15 protein-coding genes are annotated in these 15,836 nt (G+C 61.9%); 8 read left to right on the forward strand and 7 right to left on the reverse strand.

The window, feature by feature from the left end:
* Positions 1 to 91 precede the first annotated feature (91 nt).
* The 3 genes from HU737_RS07210 (at position 92) to HU737_RS07220 (ending at position 3,329) form a co-directional block, all read left to right on the forward strand.
* Complete coding sequence (locus tag HU737_RS07210) at positions 92 to 304, forward strand: PLDc N-terminal domain-containing protein (protein WP_186553567.1); 213 nt, start codon at positions 92 to 94, stop codon at positions 302 to 304.
* A gap of 69 nt (positions 305 to 373) precedes the next feature.
* Positions 374 to 778, forward strand: coding sequence for a RidA family protein (locus HU737_RS07215; RefSeq protein ID WP_186553566.1), 405 nt, complete (start codon positions 374 to 376; stop codon positions 776 to 778).
* Between the two features lie 454 nt (positions 779 to 1,232).
* A complete protein-coding gene (locus tag HU737_RS07220) occupies positions 1,233 to 3,329 on the forward strand; it encodes a sensor domain-containing protein (protein WP_186553565.1) in 2,097 nt (698 codons plus the stop codon).
* A 45-nt stretch (positions 3,330 to 3,374) separates the two neighbouring features.
* Here HU737_RS07220 and HU737_RS07225 read toward each other — a convergent pair whose 3' ends face one another.
* A complete protein-coding gene (locus HU737_RS07225) occupies positions 3,375 to 4,199 on the reverse strand; it encodes an aldo/keto reductase (RefSeq protein ID WP_186553564.1) in 825 nt (274 codons plus the stop codon).
* Between the two features lie 245 nt (positions 4,200 to 4,444).
* Here HU737_RS07225 and HU737_RS07230 point away from each other — a divergent pair, with 245 nt between their 5' ends.
* Positions 4,445 to 5,329: a DMT family transporter gene (locus tag HU737_RS07230; RefSeq protein WP_186553563.1), complete on the forward strand. Its 885-nt coding sequence runs from the start codon at positions 4,445 to 4,447 to the stop codon at positions 5,327 to 5,329.
* Between the two features lie 18 nt (positions 5,330 to 5,347).
* Here the strand turns inward: HU737_RS07230 and HU737_RS07235 are convergent, their stop codons facing one another.
* On the reverse strand, positions 5,348 to 6,256 hold the full coding sequence (locus tag HU737_RS07235; protein ID WP_186553562.1) for a LysR family transcriptional regulator: 909 nt from the start codon (positions 6,254 to 6,256) through the stop codon (positions 5,348 to 5,350).
* A 354-nt stretch (positions 6,257 to 6,610) separates the two neighbouring features.
* Between HU737_RS07235 and katG the strand changes: the two genes are divergently transcribed.
* Positions 6,611 to 8,872, forward strand: a complete 2,262-nt coding sequence (gene katG / locus HU737_RS07240; protein WP_186553561.1) for a catalase/peroxidase HPI — start codon at positions 6,611 to 6,613, stop codon at positions 8,870 to 8,872.
* Between the two features lie 352 nt (positions 8,873 to 9,224).
* Positions 9,225 to 10,562, forward strand: a complete 1,338-nt coding sequence (pssA, locus tag HU737_RS07245) for a CDP-diacylglycerol--serine O-phosphatidyltransferase (RefSeq protein WP_186553560.1) — start codon at positions 9,225 to 9,227, stop codon at positions 10,560 to 10,562.
* Positions 10,563 to 10,597: 35 nt separating this feature from the next.
* Here the strand turns inward: pssA and HU737_RS07250 are convergent, their stop codons facing one another.
* From HU737_RS07250 to HU737_RS07260, 3 genes are all read right to left on the reverse strand, one after another.
* The gene (locus tag HU737_RS07250) at positions 10,598 to 11,104 is read right to left on the reverse strand and encodes an HvfX family Cu-binding RiPP maturation protein (RefSeq protein ID WP_186553559.1); all 507 of its coding nucleotides are present in this window, start codon (positions 11,102 to 11,104) and stop codon (positions 10,598 to 10,600) included.
* A 120-nt stretch (positions 11,105 to 11,224) separates the two neighbouring features.
* Positions 11,225 to 12,511, reverse strand: a complete 1,287-nt coding sequence (locus HU737_RS07255) for a sensor histidine kinase (protein WP_186553558.1) — start codon at positions 12,509 to 12,511, stop codon at positions 11,225 to 11,227.
* On the reverse strand, positions 12,508 to 13,248 hold the full coding sequence (locus HU737_RS07260; RefSeq protein ID WP_186553557.1) for a response regulator: 741 nt from the start codon (positions 13,246 to 13,248) through the stop codon (positions 12,508 to 12,510). The genes HU737_RS07255 and HU737_RS07260 overlap by 4 nt, the downstream gene beginning before the upstream one ends.
* A 221-nt stretch (positions 13,249 to 13,469) precedes the next feature.
* Here HU737_RS07260 and HU737_RS07265 point away from each other — a divergent pair, with 221 nt between their 5' ends.
* Both HU737_RS07265 and HU737_RS07270 read left to right on the forward strand, forming a co-directional pair.
* Entirely contained in the window at positions 13,470 to 13,745 is a 276-nt protein-coding gene (locus HU737_RS07265) for a DUF2790 domain-containing protein (protein ID WP_186553556.1), read from the forward strand.
* A gap of 10 nt (positions 13,746 to 13,755) precedes the next feature.
* Positions 13,756 to 14,271 carry a thioredoxin family protein gene (locus tag HU737_RS07270; RefSeq protein ID WP_405129000.1) on the forward strand — a complete coding sequence of 172 codons (516 nt, stop codon included), beginning with the start codon at positions 13,756 to 13,758 and terminating at the stop codon, positions 14,269 to 14,271.
* 80 nt (positions 14,272 to 14,351) lie between these two features.
* On the opposite strand, the gene HU737_RS07275 is transcribed toward HU737_RS07270, so the two are convergent.
* Entirely contained in the window at positions 14,352 to 15,200 is an 849-nt protein-coding gene (locus HU737_RS07275; RefSeq protein WP_186553554.1) for a shikimate dehydrogenase, read from the reverse strand.
* Positions 15,197 to 15,646, reverse strand: a complete 450-nt coding sequence (gene aroQ, locus HU737_RS07280) for a type II 3-dehydroquinate dehydratase (protein WP_186553553.1) — start codon at positions 15,644 to 15,646, stop codon at positions 15,197 to 15,199. The genes HU737_RS07275 and aroQ overlap by 4 nt, the downstream gene beginning before the upstream one ends.
* Positions 15,647 to 15,836: the final 190 nt, after the last annotated feature.

Raw genomic sequence — 15,836 nt, forward strand, 5'->3', positions numbered from 1 at the left:
TCTGCCAGCGTGCGGCGTGCTGGACAACATCCGAATGAACCCTTGACGCTGGCTGCTACCCAACCCAGTACACGCTCACAGGAGAACGCTCATGGAAATCGGAACGCTCTGGATCATCGTCGCCGCCTTTGTGATCCTGATGGAGATCTGGGCCATTTGGCACATCATCGGCAGCGAGCGACGCGCCGAACGCAAGATGTTGTGGATTGTCTTTGTGGTTTATGCACCGATTCCCGGGTTGCTGTTCTGGGCCTGGCGCGGGCCGCGGGCGGTCAAGGGCAGGGCGGTACTGGAGGAAAAGTAGCATGGGCTTGACCTCGACTTTACTTGAGGTCTGATACTCGGTTGCTCTTTTCATCGATGGGGCGACCTTATGAGCAGTGCATTGCAACTGTCCAATCCCGAAGGGCTGTACGACCCCAGCGCCAATGCCTATTCGCATGTCGCTGAAGTTCAGGCCGGTAGCCGTTTGTTGTTCATCGCCGGGCAAGGTGGGGAGGATGCCCAGGGCAATCTCTCGCCGCTGTTCGCCGAGCAGGCACGCCAGGCCCTGGCCAATTTGCGCCTGGCGTTGGCGTCCAAGGGCGCTGGGCTTGAACAGGTGTGCAAGCTGACGTTGTTGATTGTCGAGCATGATCAGCAGCGCCTGCGCCAGTGGGTGGCCGAGGCTGATCGGGCCTGGGGTACGCAGATGAAACCCACCTGCACGTTGATTCCGGTGCCGCGCTTGGCGCTGGATGGGATGTTGGTGGAAATCGACGCGGTGGCTGCGGTTTGATCGCGGGGTGTCAATACTGATGTCATCGCGGGGCAAGCCCGCTCCCACGTGGACCTTCAGCGTCATCGCGGGGCAAGCCCACGTTGAAATACTGCGTGGGAGCGGGCTTGTCCCGCGATGACGTCAGCCCGAGCGACAGCTGACCTGGGCAGTGACGCCCACAACTGGTTGCTGCGTTGCTATCGCCAAGATCGCCTGGCTATGGCATTTTGCAGCGCGGTGCTGGCAGACCTGCCACGCCCGGTCCAGTCCATAAGCTTGGAGGACGATACCGACCTGATCAATTACTGGGTACCCACTCAAACCCACTGATACCTGCCACAGCGCCCGCCGAAAATGTGACGCAGTTCACAAAATGGTTGGTTGCACGGCATAATGCCAGCACGTCTTATTCAAGGCCCGGCCGCTCTGGCCGGGGATTCATTCGTGCGTGTCGCAGGTTCAGGGAAAACCCATGTCGCTAGTTGCCAGTTCCGACATCATGTACCGGCTGTTGATCCAGAGCGTGGTGGACTATGCCATCTACATGCTCACCCCCGATGGCGTGGTCGCCAATTGGAATCCGGGGGCGCAGCGAGCCAAGGGCTACAGCGCCGATGAGGTCGTGGGCAAGCACTATTCCCTGTTCTATGAAGATGAAGACCGCGCAGCCGGGCTGCCCGAACAGAACCTGGAACAAGCGCGGCGCACTGGCCGTTTCGAAGAGCAGGGCTGGCGGGTGTGCAAGGATGGCAGTGCGTTTCGTGCCCATGTGGTAATCGATGCGGTGCGTGATGAACAAGGCCAACTGCTCGGCTTTGCCAAGGTCACCCGCGACATCTCCGAGCGCCACCGCTACGAGCTTGAGCTGCTTGAGGCCAAGGTCTTGGCTGAACAGTACAGCCAGGAAATGGCCAACTTGTCGCGCTTTCTTGATTCGGTGATTGCCAACATCCCTGCCAGCGTCATCGTCCAGGACTTGGACAGCCAGCGCATCCTGCTGGCCAACCAGCAGGCCGAGCGCCTGTTCGGCAGCCAGGGCGCGAGCATGATTGGTCGCCTGCCGGGCGAATGCCTGTTGCCCGGCGCTGCCGAGTATCTGCAACTGCAGCTGGCCAACGGTGCCCGCAGCACCAAGGGTTATGCTGCCGAAACACGGGTAGAGACGGCTCGCGGTCCGCGCACCTTGCGTAGCCGCGCCTTGCTCAGCCAAAAGCGTGAGGGCCAGGCCGACTACGTCATGTTCGTCGCTGAAGACGCCACCGAAGAGTTGGCCGCGCATGCGCAGATCCACCACATGGCCCATCATGACGCTCTGACCGGCCTGCCCAACCGCACCCTGTTCAACGAGCGGCTCAAGCAGGCGCTGCTGCGCGGCGAAGACACCGGCAAGTTGACCGCCGCGCTGTGCCTGGACCTGGACAACTTCAAGAACATCAACGACTCCCTCGGCCATGCCTTTGGCGACAAGCTACTGCGCGCCCTGGGCAAACGCCTGCGCCGGGAGCTGCGCGAACATGACACCTTGGCCCGACTGGGCGGCGATGAATTTGCCGTGATTCTGGCTGGCCTGGACACCGCCGAATCTGCCTGCAACACCGCCCGGCGCTTGATCGAAGCCATGTGCCCGCCGTTCCAGATCGAAGGGCATCAGTTTTCGGTGGGGGTGAGCATCGGTATCGCCATCGCCCCGGACGATCACGACCAGGCCGAACAACTGCTCGGCTACGCCGACATGGCCCTGTACGAAGCCAAGCGCAATGGGCGCAATCGCTTCGAGTGCTTCCACCTTGAGCTGGACGTGGCTGCCCGCCAGCGCCGCTTGGTCGAAACCGACTTGCGCACGGCCTTGCACCTGGGCCAGTTGCAATTGCATTACCAGCCCGTGGTGGATCAACAAAGCCACGAGGTGACCGGCTACGAAGCGTTGCTGAGATGGGAGCACCCGGGCCGGGGCATGATCATGCCGATGGACTTCATCCCGATTGCCGAAGAGACTGGGCTGATCCATGAAATCGGCGCCCGTGCGCTCAACCTGGCGTGCCAGGAGGCGGCCACCTGGGGCACTGAACAAGTGGTCTCGGTCAACCTGTCACCGGTGCAGTTCAAAAATGCCAACCTGGTGCATATCGTCGCCCTGGCGTTGTCCGATTCCGGTTTGTCGCCGCTGCGCCTGGAGCTGGAGATCACCGAATCGGTGCTGCTGGGTAACAGTGAGGAAAACGTGCGCACCCTGCGGGCGCTGAAGGACTTGGGCGTGTCGATTTCCCTGGACGACTTTGGCACTGGCTACTCGTCGCTGGGCTATCTGCGCTCGTTCCCGTTCGATCGGATCAAGATCGACAAGTCGTTCGTCCATGACATGTGCGACAGCCGCGAGGCGATGTCGATCATCCGCGCCATTACTGAGCTCTCCAACAGCCTGATGATCAAGACCACGGCTGAAGGTGTGGAGTCAGCTGAACAGATGGAGCGCTTGCGCGCCGAGGGTTGCTCGCACTTCCAGGGCTACCTGTATGGTCGGCCAGCGCCTGCCTGCGAGCGCTTGAAGAGCGTGGCGTTGCTGCGCTGAAGTGCGCTAGGGCCGCTGCGCAACCCATCGCAGCGGCTCCTGGGCTCAACTGTTCCAGTCTGGAGCAAACTCAGGGTTGACCACCCGTTGATCCTTCGGCAAGGCGGCGATCAGCGCCCGGTCCTGATCATCCAACTGCACCTGCAACGCCGCCAGGTTGGACAATTGATTGTGCTCACTGCTGGCCTTGGGAATCACCGCCACGCCGTCCTGGTCAAGCAGCCATTTCAACGCAACCTGGCTGGGCAGTGCGCCGTGTTTGGCGGCGATGTCGCGGATGACCTGCTGTTCGGCGACCCGGCCACGGGCGAGCGGGGTATAGGCCGTCAGCGCCATGCCGTGCTGGCGGGCGTAGTCGAGCAATGGCTGCTGGTCGAGCAGGGCGTGGTACTCCACCTGAATCGCCGACAGCGGTGCGCCCAGCTCTTCGGCCACTTGGCGTAGTAGGCCCAGCGGGAAGTTGGCCACGCCGATGCAACGTGCCTTGCCTTCGTCTCGCAGCGCCACCAGGGTGTCGATACTGCGCGCCAGGTCCCAGTCCTTACCGGGCCAGTGGATATGAAACAGGTCCACCTGCTCGGTGCCTAGGGCGCGCAGGCTGTCCTCCAGCGATTGGCGCATCGCCGTCGGTGTCAGGCGATCCCACCAGACTTTGGTGGTGAGGTGGATCTGCTCACGCGCGACAGGGCTATCACGCAGCGCCTGGCCTACCGCAGCTTCGTTGTCGTACGCCGTCGCGGTATCGATGTGCCGATAACCAAGCTCCAGCGCCTGGTGCACGGCGCGGGTGCACTCGGCGCCAGTCATCGGCCAAGTGCCCAGGCCAATGGCGGGCATGTCCAGGCCATGCTGGGAGGTGAGCCTATGCATGAAAACTCCTTGTTCAAGTGGTAGAGGCCAGGCCCATGGTGGTGCATCGGTACCGGGCAGACCATGCAGGGTTGAGCAAAAGTGGTCGATCAGCGAACGCAAATTGTCCGCAAGGGTGCTGTGACGGCATCGCGGCTATCGCAAGCTGACTCATCTCTTCTAGAATCCGTCATTACATCCGTGCTGCCCAAAGGCGGCGCAGGTCCCCGGGCGCGGCAACCGCCGACGCCACCTTCGAGAACGCCATGAGTTCGAGTACACCGCTGTCTGGAGTCAATCAGCCTCTGCGAGGGATCGCGCTGGTCGTCGTCGCCACGCTTCTATTTGCCAGCCACGACGCCCTGTCCAAGTTCCTCGGCGGTCTTTATCCGATCATCATGGTGGTCTGGGCACGCTACCTGGTGCACACCCTGTTGATGGCCGGGATCTTCCTGCCCAGGGCCGGCATGGCGGTACTGCGTACCCATCGCCCGGTGCTACAGACTCTGCGCGCCTTGAGCCTGCTGAGCACCAGCCTGCTGTTCACTGCCGGCCTGCAATACCTACCGTTGGCTGAGGCAACGGCAGTCAACTTCCTCGCTCCGGTGCTGGTGACTGCCTTGTCGGTGCCGCTGCTCAAGGAACGGGTCACGCTCGGCCAGTGGTTGGCGGTGGTGATGGGTTTCGTGGGTGTGCTGGTGGTGGTGCATCCGGGCGGGGCGATGTTCACCCCGGCGATCCTGTTCCCGTTCGGTTCGGCGTTGGGCTTCTGCTTCTATCAGGTGCTGACGCGTAAACTGGCGGTGTACGACAGCCCGACCACCAGCAACTTCTACGCAGGCCTGTGCAATACCCTGGTGATGACGGCGCTGGTGCCGTTTTTCTGGCAGACGCCGCAATGGCATCACGCTCTGTTGATGCTGGCCCTGGGCGGCTTTGGTATGACTGCGCACCTGCTGCTGACCCAGGCGTTTCGCTTTGCCGCGCCGGCGTTGCTGGCACCGTTCAGTTACTGCCAGATCGTCTTCGCCGGCCTGTTGGGCCTGCTGATCTTCGGCCAGGCGCCAGACACCACCAGCCTGGTGGGCATCGCCATCATCTGCCTGAGCGGGCTGGGCGCGGCGTGGATGCAGCGCGGTAAAAAGGCCTGATCTCAAGGGGCTTGCAGTTCAGTTGCCCGAGGCCATGAACTGCAGGATCTGCTCGCGCAACCAGCGTTCGGCAGGGTCGTTGTCATGGGCGCTGCTCCAGGCCATCGACAGCTCGGCTTCGCTGATGGCAAAAGGCGCCGGGTCGGCGCGCAGGCTACCGTCGTCCGCCAGGGCGCGGGCAGCATAGTCCGGCACTGTGGCAATTAATTCAGTATTGCGCAGCAGGGCGCGCAGGCTCCCGAACTGTGGCACGGCCAGCACCACTTTGCGGCAGCGGCCAATGCGTGCCAGGTCCATGTCGATATTGCCGCTCATGTCACCTGAGAACGACACCATCACGTGCGGTCTGGCGCAGTATTCGTCGAGGCTCAACGGCCCTGGGCGGGTATCTGCGCGCAATACTCTCACACCGATGTCACGGAGCTTGCGGCGCTTGGCGTTGGCCGGCAGGTCGGTGGTGTAGCTGACGCCAACCGAGATTTCCCCTGAGGCCAGCAGCCCAGGCATCAACAGGAAGTTGGCCCGGCGCACCACCACGCTAATCTGTGGCGCTTCTTCGCGCAGGGCCTGGAGCAGATCAGGGAACAGGCCGAACTCGGCATCGTCCGACAAACCGAGGCGAAACACATTGCAGCTGGTGGCAGGCTCGAACGCCTTGGCGCGGCTGATGGCAGCTGAAATCACATCCATTGCCGGCGCCAGTTCGGCGAAGATCTGCAGCGCCCGTGCCGTGGGCTCCATTGCACGAGCATTGCGGATTAGCAATGGATCGTCGAACAGATCGCGCAGGCGGGCCAGAGCGGCGCTCACGGTAGGCTGGGAGATGAACAGCTTTTCTGCGACGCGGGTCAGGTTGCGTTCGAGCATCAAGGCTTCGAACACGACCAGCAAGTTCATGTCGACGCGACGCAGGTCATTGCGGTTCATAAGGCAAGGGCTCTCGGTCGGGAGGTGTGGCGTCATATTCAAGCATGTCCGCCGCCTTGCTGCTTGTATCGATGTGCGCTGACAGAGTCAGGCTATTGGCAGCCAATACGGACTCTATTAGAAGTCTTGCGAGGCTCGACTAGTCTTGTCCCTGGCCCTGTGAAAAGCCTGCGCGGGCGGCGTGGCAGCACCTGGGTGCAAGACACTGCGCTGCACGTGATGACACGCTCGCACGCCCGTATCGGCGAAGACCTACCCACCTGATGAGGGGTAGGCATGAGCCTTCGTGCTCGGCTGATCAAACCTGGCATAGACCGGAAATCTGGATAGAACCCGACCCAAAGGTAACCGCAGATGTCGAACGAATCGAAATGCCCGTTCCATCAAACCGCAGGTGGCGGCACCAGTAACCGTGACTGGTGGCCTGACCAGCTCAACTTGAACATTCTTCACCAGCATTCGAGCAAGTCCGATCCGATGGACCCGGATTTCGACTATGCCAAGGCGTTCAAGAGCCTGGATTTCCAAGCCCTGAAACAAGACCTGACTGCCTTGATGACCGATTCCCAGGACTGGTGGCCGGCCGACTTCGGCCACTACGGTCCGCTGTTCATCCGCATGGCCTGGCACAGTGCCGGCACCTACCGCATCGGTGATGGGCGCGGTGGCGCAGGCTCCGGTCAGCAGCGCTATGCGCCACTCAATAGTTGGCCAGACAACGTCAGTCTGGATAAGGCGCGGCGTTTACTGTGGCCAATCAAGCAGAAATATGGCGAAAAGATATCCTGGGCAGATCTGATCGTGCTTACCGGCAACGTCGCGCTTGAGTCGATGGGCTTCAAGACCTTTGGCTTTTCGGGTGGCCGCGCCGATGTGTGGGAGCCGGATCAAGATGTCTACTGGGGCTCGGAGAAAGTCTGGCTGGGCGGCGACACCCGCTACGGCAAGGCCCAGGCGCCCGGCCAGGGTGATCTGGTGGCCGAGCCTGCCAAGCATGGAGAAGAACAGAGCCGCACCTTGCAGGGCGAGCGCAACCTGGAAAACCCGCTGGCCGCCGTGCAGATGGGCCTGATCTATGTGAACCCGGAAGGTCCGGAAGGCAATCCCGACCCCATCGCCTCGGGCAAGGATATCCGCGAAACCTTCGGCCGCATGGCGATGAACGACGAAGAAACCGTCGCCCTGATCGCAGGCGGCCACGCCTTTGGCAAGACTCACGGCGCTGGCCCTGCCGATAATGTCGGTCCGGAACCTGAAGCTGCACCCCTGGAGCAGCAAGGGTTTGGCTGGCATAACACGTTCGGCACCGGCAAGGGTGGCGACACCATCACCAGCGGCCTGGAGGTGACCTGGACCTCGACCCCGACCAAATGGAGCAACGAATACCTGGAGAACTTGTTCCGCTTCGACTGGGAGCTGACCAAAAGCCCGGCGGGTGCCAACCAGTGGCGGCCGAAAAACGGTGATGGGGCAGGGCAGATTCCCGATGCCCATGACCCCAGCAAGCGCCATGCTCCGTCGATGCTCACCTCGGACCTGGCGCTGCGCTTCGACCCGATCTACGAGCCCATCGCTCGGCGGTTCAAGGACAACCCTGATCAGTTGGCGGACGCCTTTGCCCGCGCCTGGTACAAGCTGATCCACCGCGACATGGGCCCATTGGCGCGCTACCTGGGGCCGGAAATGCCCCAGGAAGAGCTGCTGTGGCAAGATCCACTGCCGCCAGCGCCGGCAGCGGTGATCAGCGAGCAGGACATCGCTGATTTGAAAGCCAAGGTGCTCGCTTGCGGCCTGAGCATCGGCGAGCTGGTAGCTACCGCGTGGGCGTCGGCTTCGACCTTCCGTGGCTCGGATAAACGCGGCGGCGCCAATGGTGCCCGGTTGCGTCTGGCACCGCAGAAATTCTGGGCGGCCAACCAGCCTGAACAGCTGGACAAGGTACTGACCACCTTGGAGAAAATTCGCAGTGAGTTCAGCGTGGGCGGCAAGCAGGTGTCGCTGGCCGACCTGATCGTTCTGGCCGGTACTGCGGCGGTGGAGAAGGCTGCCAAGGATGCCGGACACACGGTCAGCGTGCCATTCCATCCTGGTCGCGTCGATGCTTCGCAGGAGCAGACCGATGTCGAGTCGTTCGGGGTGCTGGAGCCGCTCGCCGATGGCTTCCGCAATTTCTCCAAGGGTGCCTATAGCGTCAAGGCTGAGCGGCTACTGCTGGACAAGGCGCAATTGCTGACCCTGACCGCACCAGAACTCACTGTGCTGATCGGCGGCCTGCGCGTGTTGGGCGCCAACCACGCTGGCAGCAAGCACGGCGTGTTCACCGACAAGCCTGGGCAACTGACCAACGACTTCTTCCGCAACTTGTTGGACATGAGCGTGGAGTGGAAGCCGACCGCGGACGATAACCAAACCTTCGAAGGCAAGGATCGCAAGACCGGGCAGAGCAAGTGGACCGGCAGCCGGGTGGACCTGGTGTTTGGCTCGCATGCCCAGTTGCGTGCGCTGAGTGAGGTGTATGCCAGCACCGGCGCCGAGGCTAAGTTCGTCAAAGACTTTGTCGCGGCGTGGGTCAAGGTGATGGAGTTGGACCGCTTTGACCTAGCGCCCAGACCATAACCTGGTCCAGGGCCAATCCGCTGCCAAGGTGTGGTGCCTGAACCGGCCTCTTCGGGCAAGCCCGTTCCCACAGTGTTTGAGCCGTCACAAAATGTGTGCGCGGCACGGCACCTGTAGGAGCGGGCTTGCCCGCGAAGAGGCCGGCTCAGGCACCACACGCTTCAATGTAGAGACGCTTGCCGCCGTTCAATAGCTGTACGATCTTCCTGTAAAAGCCAAGGCATTGTCGGTTCGCAGGGCAGGGAGAAACTCGAGCCTGCTGGCATTGTTGCTATGATGGGGCGTGGCCGGGCCTGTCAGTACACCCAGCACCTGTGCACGGGTGAGCCGTGCCCATCACTCCCGACTTGAGGTGAACCGCTTGATCCGCAGATCCGTGGCAGTACCGCACAAAGGCTTTGCCCTGGCACCGCAAGCCATCGAGGTGGTGCCTGATGCCGCCACCTACCGCTCCTGCTTGCTCGAACGTATTGCCAACGCGACTCGGCGTATCGTCATCGTCGCCCTGTACTTGCAGGAAGATGAGGCCGGTCAGGAGATTCTGGATGCGCTGTACCAGGCCAAGGCGGCGCGGCCGTCACTGCACATTGTCATCGTCGTCGATTGGTTCCGGGCCCGTCGTGGCCTGCTAGGGGCGGGCCGCCAGCCGGGTAATGCTGCCTGGTATCAAGCGCAGCGCGAGCACCATGGCTTGGATGTGATCATTCATGGCGTGCCAGTGCAAACCCGCGAGCTGTTCGGTGTGCTGCACCTCAAGGGCAGCATCATCGATGATTGCGTGATCTACACCGGCGCCAGCCTTAATAACGTCTACCTGCACCGTTTCGAGCGTTATCGCCTCGACCGCTATCACCTGTTCGACTGTCCGGCGCTGGCCGATGCCATGGTCGAACTGGTGCGCGATGTGCTGGCCAGTACCGCCACACCCCGCCTGGACCTGCCAGCGGCGCCATCGACCCGTAGTCTGCGCGGGGACATCCGCCGATTGCGCACACGCTTGCGGCGCATGGCCTACCCATTGCCAGACAGCCCTGCGATCGATGGCCTGCGGGTCATTCCACTGTTGGGCATCGGCCGCGGCAACCCGCTCAACCACGCCATCTGCTCGCTGCTGGCGGCGGCGCGCGCGCAGATCATCATCAGTACCCCGTACTTCAATCCACCCCGCGTGGTGATGAGCGAAATTGACCGGGCCTTGGCCCGCGGCATTGGCGTCGAGATCATCGTCGGTCATCGTACCGCCAATGATTTCTACGTCGAGCCGGGTAAGCCGTTCAGTGCTAGTGGGGTGTTGCCCTACCTGTACGAAGACAACCTGCGGGCCTTCGCCCGACGTCGTCAGGCGGCCATCGACAGCGGCCAGTTGGTGTTGCGCATCTGGAATGATCCGGGGCATACCTTTCACGCCAAAGGCTTGTGGATCGACCAACGTTATAGCCTGCTCACGGGTAATAACCTCAACCCACGCGGATTTAACCTGGACCTCGAAAATGGTTTGTTGATCGACGACCCACATGGGCAGTGGCTGATACCTCGCGAGGCTGAGCTGCAGGGGATCAGGCAGCATGCGCCTGTACTGCGTTCGGCCAGCGAGTTGGGCGAGCCCGGCGAGCATCCGCAGCAGGTGCGCAAGTTCCTCAAGAGGCTGCGCTTGAGCCGTCTGGAGCCGTTGATCAAACGCGTGCTGTAGAAACGCCGACGGCCCCGTAGCAGGGGCCGCGATGTTTACCGAGCGTTGCGCGGGCAGTAACCGAGCTTATGCCACAGCCAATGGTCCAGGCTCAGCCAGCCCGCGCCCTTGAGCGCCAGCGGCAGCAAGGCGACCAGATAGATAAGCGGAAGCTTGAAGTTGCCATAACCCTGGTCAGTGATCGCATAGCCCCGGGCCAGTTCCGCCAGCCCCGACCATTCTGCCGGCCAATGCACTGCGGCCGTGGCTACCACTGTCACGCCGATCAACACCAGCGAAGCGAAACGGGTGCCTAGCCCGAGCAGCAGCAACAGTGGGCAGATCAGCTCCGCCCACATCGACAACTGCCAATTCAGACTGGCGGGTAGCAGGTTGAAAGGCAGGGGAAAGTTGGATTGGATATCGGCAAACCAATTGCTGCCATTGAATTTTTCCAGGCCTGATTCAAAAAACTCCCAGGCCAGGAAAAGTCGCAGAGGCAGATCTGCGCTCCAGTCGCCGAAGCGGTTGAGCGCGGGCAGGGCACGGGTCAGGCTGGTCATTGGGGGTGGCTCCGGTCAGCGAAAAGACTGACTCGGAGTTTGCGCGGGTGGGGTATCTGCAATGTGTCGAGGCGCTGCAGTTATGTATCGCAGTGTAGGTATGCGCTTGTAAGCCAGCGGTCAACGCAATTCGATCTGGGCGCAGAGCCCGCCATTTTCGCGGTTACTCAACGTCAATGTACCGCCCATGGCCTGCACCAGTTGCTGTGCAATGGCCAAGCCCAAACCCGTGCCGCCGGTGCCACGATTGCGCGAGCCTTCTACCCGGTAGAACGGTTTGAGTACTTCGTTGAGCTCCTCGGCAGGAATGCCTGGGCCTTCATCGAGTACCCGAATCACCGTGGCATTGGCGTGTTGAGTGACCTCCAACTGAGCGGCGCCGGCAAATTTCAAGGCGTTGTCCAGCAGATTGACCAGGACTCGGCGCAGGGCGTGCGGGCGGGTTTGCAAGGTCGTCTCGGTGCTGCCCAGGCGCTCAACCTTGGCCCCGCTGTCCTGATAGTCGAACACCACGCTGTCGAGAAAGGCATCGAGGTCGATCCGGCACGGCGCTTCGGTGCCCACGTCCATGCTGCGGGCGTAGGCGACGCCTTCGCGTACCAGGTGCTCCATGGCGCTCAGGTCGCTCCACAGCTTGTCCTTCTCGACCCCGTCGTCCATCACTTCAACCCGCAGCTTCATCCGCGTGATGGGCGTCTGCAAATCATGGGAGATTGCCGCCAGCAGCTGCATGCGCTCCTTGAGGTAGGCAGCGATGCGCGCTTGCAGGGCATTGAAGGCTGCGGCGGCGTACCTGACTTCGCGCGGCCCGCTTTCATCCAATTGCGGCCCGGGCGTGTTCGGATCGAGATTGTCCACGGCCTGGGACAACCGGGTCAGCGGGCCAATCGCCAGACGCACGGCCAGCCAGGTGCACAGCAGCAACACTGCCAGCTGGATCAGCAACACTACTGGCAACCAGCTGGCCACCGGAACGGTGGCAGGGGTGACGTCGATGGTCAGCGGCGCGCCGTCAGCCAGGCGCAGATGTGCCTGGAAGTGCGTCAGCGGGCCGGGGATTTCCAGAAACGTCAGGCGGTAGTCCTTGCCGATGGCCTTGACGATCGACTCGGCCGCCATCGGCGGGTCTTCGCTGGGCATGGCCGATCCGGTTTGGCCAGAGTCGAGCCTATAGCGGTAGGTGCGCCGCTCCAGTCGCGGTAGCCAGGCCGGGCGCTCGGCAGCCGGGAGGCGATCGAGGATGGCGACTGAGGTGGCGACGTCCAGCTCAAGGTTGCTGAGCATCATCGAACGGCTGCTGATGTAGCGCTCGTACGCCTGCAAACCGAATGACAGTCCGTAGGCCAATACCAGCCCGGTGAAAAATATCAGTGCAAGGCGCGAGGCGAGGGTACGCGGCCACTTCATGAGGGCGACTCAAGCAATTGCACCGCTAGCGAGAACACGTAGCCTTCGCTGCGCACGGTCTTGATGCAGGTCGGCTCTCGCGCATCGTCACCCAGCCGCTGGCGCAGGCGGCTGACCAACAGGTCGATGGAGCGGTCGAAGATGTCCGCCTCGCGGCCTTGGGTCAGGTTGAGCAACTGTTCGCGGCTGAGCACTCGCTGCGGATGGTCGAGAAATACCCGCAACAGGCGGTATTCGGCGCCACTGAGGGCCACCAGGGTGCCTTGGTCATCAAGCAGGTGACGCGCCGTGGTGTCCAGGCGCCACGGGCCGAAACGCAACATGCGGCTGCTTTCGCTGATGGTCAGGTTCGGCGGCAGCATGCGCGTGCGACGCAGCACGGCATTGATCCGCGCCAGTAGCTCGCGGGCGGAAAACGGTTTGGTCAGGTAGTCGTCGGCGCCCATTTCCAGGCCGATGATGCGGTCGGTCTCGTCGTCGCGGGCGGTGAGCATCAATACCGGCACGTTGCGATGCTTGCCCGCGCGCAACTCGCGGCACAGCAACAGGCCGTCATCGCCGGGCATCATGATGTCGAGCACGATCAGGTCCACTGCATCGGCCTCAAGGAAGGCGCGCATCTGCCGGCCGTCGGCGGCGATGCTGGTGCGCAGACCATTTTTCTTCAGGTAATTGCCGACCAACTCACGGATTTCGCGGTCGTCGTCGACGATCAGGATGTGATCGACGTGTTCCATCGTGCGGGCCCTGCCTTAGTTTGAGTAAGCCAAGTGTACTGGGCGTTGGCGCGCTTGCCTGCCGAGGATTGTATTGCAGTGTATCTGGCTTGCTGCTGGATACAGGTGCATGCACGTCTCGCGCTTGACCGACACATCCGCGATACCTTGCAGGCGTGAAATGGTTCTCGACTGAAGGGGAAGCACCTCCCCATCAGCAAACCGCATGTAGGAGAGATGCCATGAACTTCAAGACTCTGATTAATGCCAGCTTGGTCGCACTGCTCGGTTTTACGGCCATCAGCGCTCAAGCAAACACCCAGCAGATGGACGATAGCAGCGTGATGCAGTATCGCTATGGTGACCGGCTCGATGTGAAGAAAGTCCTGTCGGTCATGGATGACCAGAGCAATGCCTGCGGGGTAGTCAACACACGTATGGTCTACCTCGACTCTCACGGTCAGCAGCAAACCCTGCAGTACCGCACCTATGCCAGCGGCGGCTGCCATGAAAGTTAATCCAGGCGTGCTGCTCAAAGCCGGTGCGGTGGTGCTGGCCTTGACCGGCCTGGGGCTGGCGGGTCATCTGCTGGCCAAGGACAGCAACGGGGCGATGCCATCGTTGAGTGGCGCCAGCCAATGGCTCAATTCGCCGCCGCTGGATGCACCAGCGCTCAAGGGCAAGGTGGTGCTGGTCGACTTCTGGACCTGGGACTGTATCAACTGCCAGCGCAGCCTGCCCTATGTCAACGACTGGGCCAGGCGCTACGCCGCCCAGGGCTTGGTGGTGATCGGTGTGCACACGCCTGAGTACGACTACGAGCATGATGTCGGCACGTTGCGCGAGAAGCTCGCCAAATTAGGCATCGGCTACCCGGTCGCGGTGGACAACAGCTATCAGGTGTGGAATGCCTGGGGCAACCAGTTCTGGCCGGCGCATTACTTTGTCGACCGGCAAGGTCAGGTACGCCATGCGCATTTCGGCGAAGGCGACTATGCGGGGCAGGAGAAGGTGATACAGGCGTTGCTCGATGAGAAGGACTGACGCTTCAGTTATCGGCCATTCGCGGGACGGTTGCACGCTCGGCAAGCCGTGGGCGTGGACCTATCCCGCGACATGGCGCGTCAGGCAAAGCTGGCGAAATGCGCCTGCATCCGGTCGGCATTGGCCACTTGGCCGCTGAACAGCTCAAAGGCTTTCACTGCCTGGAAGACCGCCATGTTGCCGCCGTCCAGGGTACGGCAACCCAGCGCTCGCGCGTGGCGCAGCAGGGCGGTTTCCAGTGGGAAGTAGATGATCTCCGCTACCCACAGCCGCGCATGCAGCAGTTCCACCGGCAGCGGCGTTCCGGGTAGTTTGGCCATGCCCACCGGTGTGGTATTGACCAGCCCATCGGCCATCGCCAGCGCAGTGGGCAGATCTGTACCAAGGCGGGCCCGGCCTGCGCCGAAATGCTGATTGAGGTTATCTACCAGCGCCTGGCCGCGCGCCGCATCAACCTCGAACAGCACCAGATGCTCGACCCCTTCACCCAATAAGGCATGCGCCACAGCAGCCCCAGCGCCGCCAGCACCCATCTGCACCACGTGGGCGCGTGGCACGTCGGGCAAACCGCGCCGCAAGCCTTCAGCGAAGCCCAGGCAATCGGTGTTATGGCCGATTCGCTTGCCATCTTTGAGCACCACCGTGTTGACCGCGCCGATACCGCGCGCTTCATCGGACAGCTCATCGAGCAGTGGCAAAATCGCCTGCTTGAATGGGTAGGTGATGTTCAGCCCGGTGAAGCCGGTACGCTGCGCGGCATCGAGCAGACCGGGCAGGGCGCTGTCGTCCAGGCCAAGCTGGTCTGCATCGATCAACCGGTACAGGTAACGTAATGACTGCGCATCACCTTCGCGCTCGTGCAGCGCTGGCGTGCGTGAGGCCTGGATACCACGGCCGATCAAACCGGCAAGAACACTCTGCTGGCTCATGCCGCGCGCTCCCCGAGCAGCTCTGCGAAGTGTGCCAGGGCCAGGCGATAGCCCTGGCTGCCAAGGCCGCAGATCACCCCGACCGCAATCGAGGAGACGAACGAGATATGGCGGAACGGTTCGCGCTTGTGCACGTTGGACAAATGCACTTCGATCACGGGCAGTTCACAGGCCACCAAGGCATCACGAATGGCCACCGAGGTATGGGTCCAGGCACCGGGGTTGATCAGGATGCCATTGCAGCGACCGCGGGCGGCATGGATCCAGTCGATCAGTTCGCCTTCATGATTGGTCTGGCGAAATTCGATTTCCATATCCAGCTGGCGAGCGGTGTCGGCGCAGCCGTTGGCAAGGTCGGCAAGGGTCTCGCGGCCATACTGCTCGGGTTCTCGGGTGCCGAGTAGATTGAGGTTAGGGCCGTTGAGCACGAGGATTCGGGGCGTCATGGCGGGCATCGCTTTGTTGTTGTTGGATGTCTCGATATTTGTACTATCTAGTTAATTCGTCAATCTTGAAAATGCATCTGCTGTTTAAAATGGGCGATTATCGAACCCCCGAAAGGGTTTGAATCATCGGCACATCCTGATGACCTGCGCTCTCGATACTCGCGCGCAAAAGTCCCGGCACCGCGGCATT

The sequence above is a fragment of the Pseudomonas urmiensis genome, from assembly GCF_014268815.2.
Classification (GTDB): Bacteria; Pseudomonadota; Gammaproteobacteria; order Pseudomonadales; family Pseudomonadaceae; genus Aquipseudomonas; species Aquipseudomonas urmiensis.

What these genes read in the sequence shown, in the direction of transcription:
- katG (WP_186553561.1), top strand. Translation starts at nt 6,611, where the DNA reads ATGTCGAACGAATCGAAATGCCCGTTCCATCAAACCGCAGGTGGCGGC.
- HU737_RS07210 (WP_186553567.1), top strand. Translation starts at nt 92, where the DNA reads ATGGAAATCGGAACGCTCTGGATCATCGTCGCCGCCTTTGTGATCCTG.
- HU737_RS07260 (WP_186553557.1), bottom strand. Translation starts at nt 13,248, where the DNA reads ATGGAACACGTCGATCACATCCTGATCGTCGACGACGACCGCGAAATC.
- HU737_RS07265 (WP_186553556.1), top strand. Translation starts at nt 13,470, where the DNA reads ATGAACTTCAAGACTCTGATTAATGCCAGCTTGGTCGCACTGCTCGGT.
- HU737_RS07230 (WP_186553563.1), top strand. Translation starts at nt 4,445, where the DNA reads ATGAGTTCGAGTACACCGCTGTCTGGAGTCAATCAGCCTCTGCGAGGG.
- HU737_RS07220 (WP_186553565.1), top strand. Translation starts at nt 1,233, where the DNA reads ATGTCGCTAGTTGCCAGTTCCGACATCATGTACCGGCTGTTGATCCAG.
- HU737_RS07235 (WP_186553562.1), bottom strand. Translation starts at nt 6,256, where the DNA reads ATGAACCGCAATGACCTGCGTCGCGTCGACATGAACTTGCTGGTCGTG.
- HU737_RS07255 (WP_186553558.1), bottom strand. Translation starts at nt 12,511, where the DNA reads ATGAAGTGGCCGCGTACCCTCGCCTCGCGCCTTGCACTGATATTTTTC.
- HU737_RS07225 (WP_186553564.1), bottom strand. Translation starts at nt 4,199, where the DNA reads ATGCATAGGCTCACCTCCCAGCATGGCCTGGACATGCCCGCCATTGGC.
- HU737_RS07275 (WP_186553554.1), bottom strand. Translation starts at nt 15,200, where the DNA reads ATGAGCCAGCAGAGTGTTCTTGCCGGTTTGATCGGCCGTGGTATCCAG.
- HU737_RS07215 (WP_186553566.1), top strand. Translation starts at nt 374, where the DNA reads ATGAGCAGTGCATTGCAACTGTCCAATCCCGAAGGGCTGTACGACCCC.
- aroQ (WP_186553553.1), bottom strand. Translation starts at nt 15,646, where the DNA reads ATGACGCCCCGAATCCTCGTGCTCAACGGCCCTAACCTCAATCTACTC.
- HU737_RS07250 (WP_186553559.1), bottom strand. Translation starts at nt 11,104, where the DNA reads ATGACCAGCCTGACCCGTGCCCTGCCCGCGCTCAACCGCTTCGGCGAC.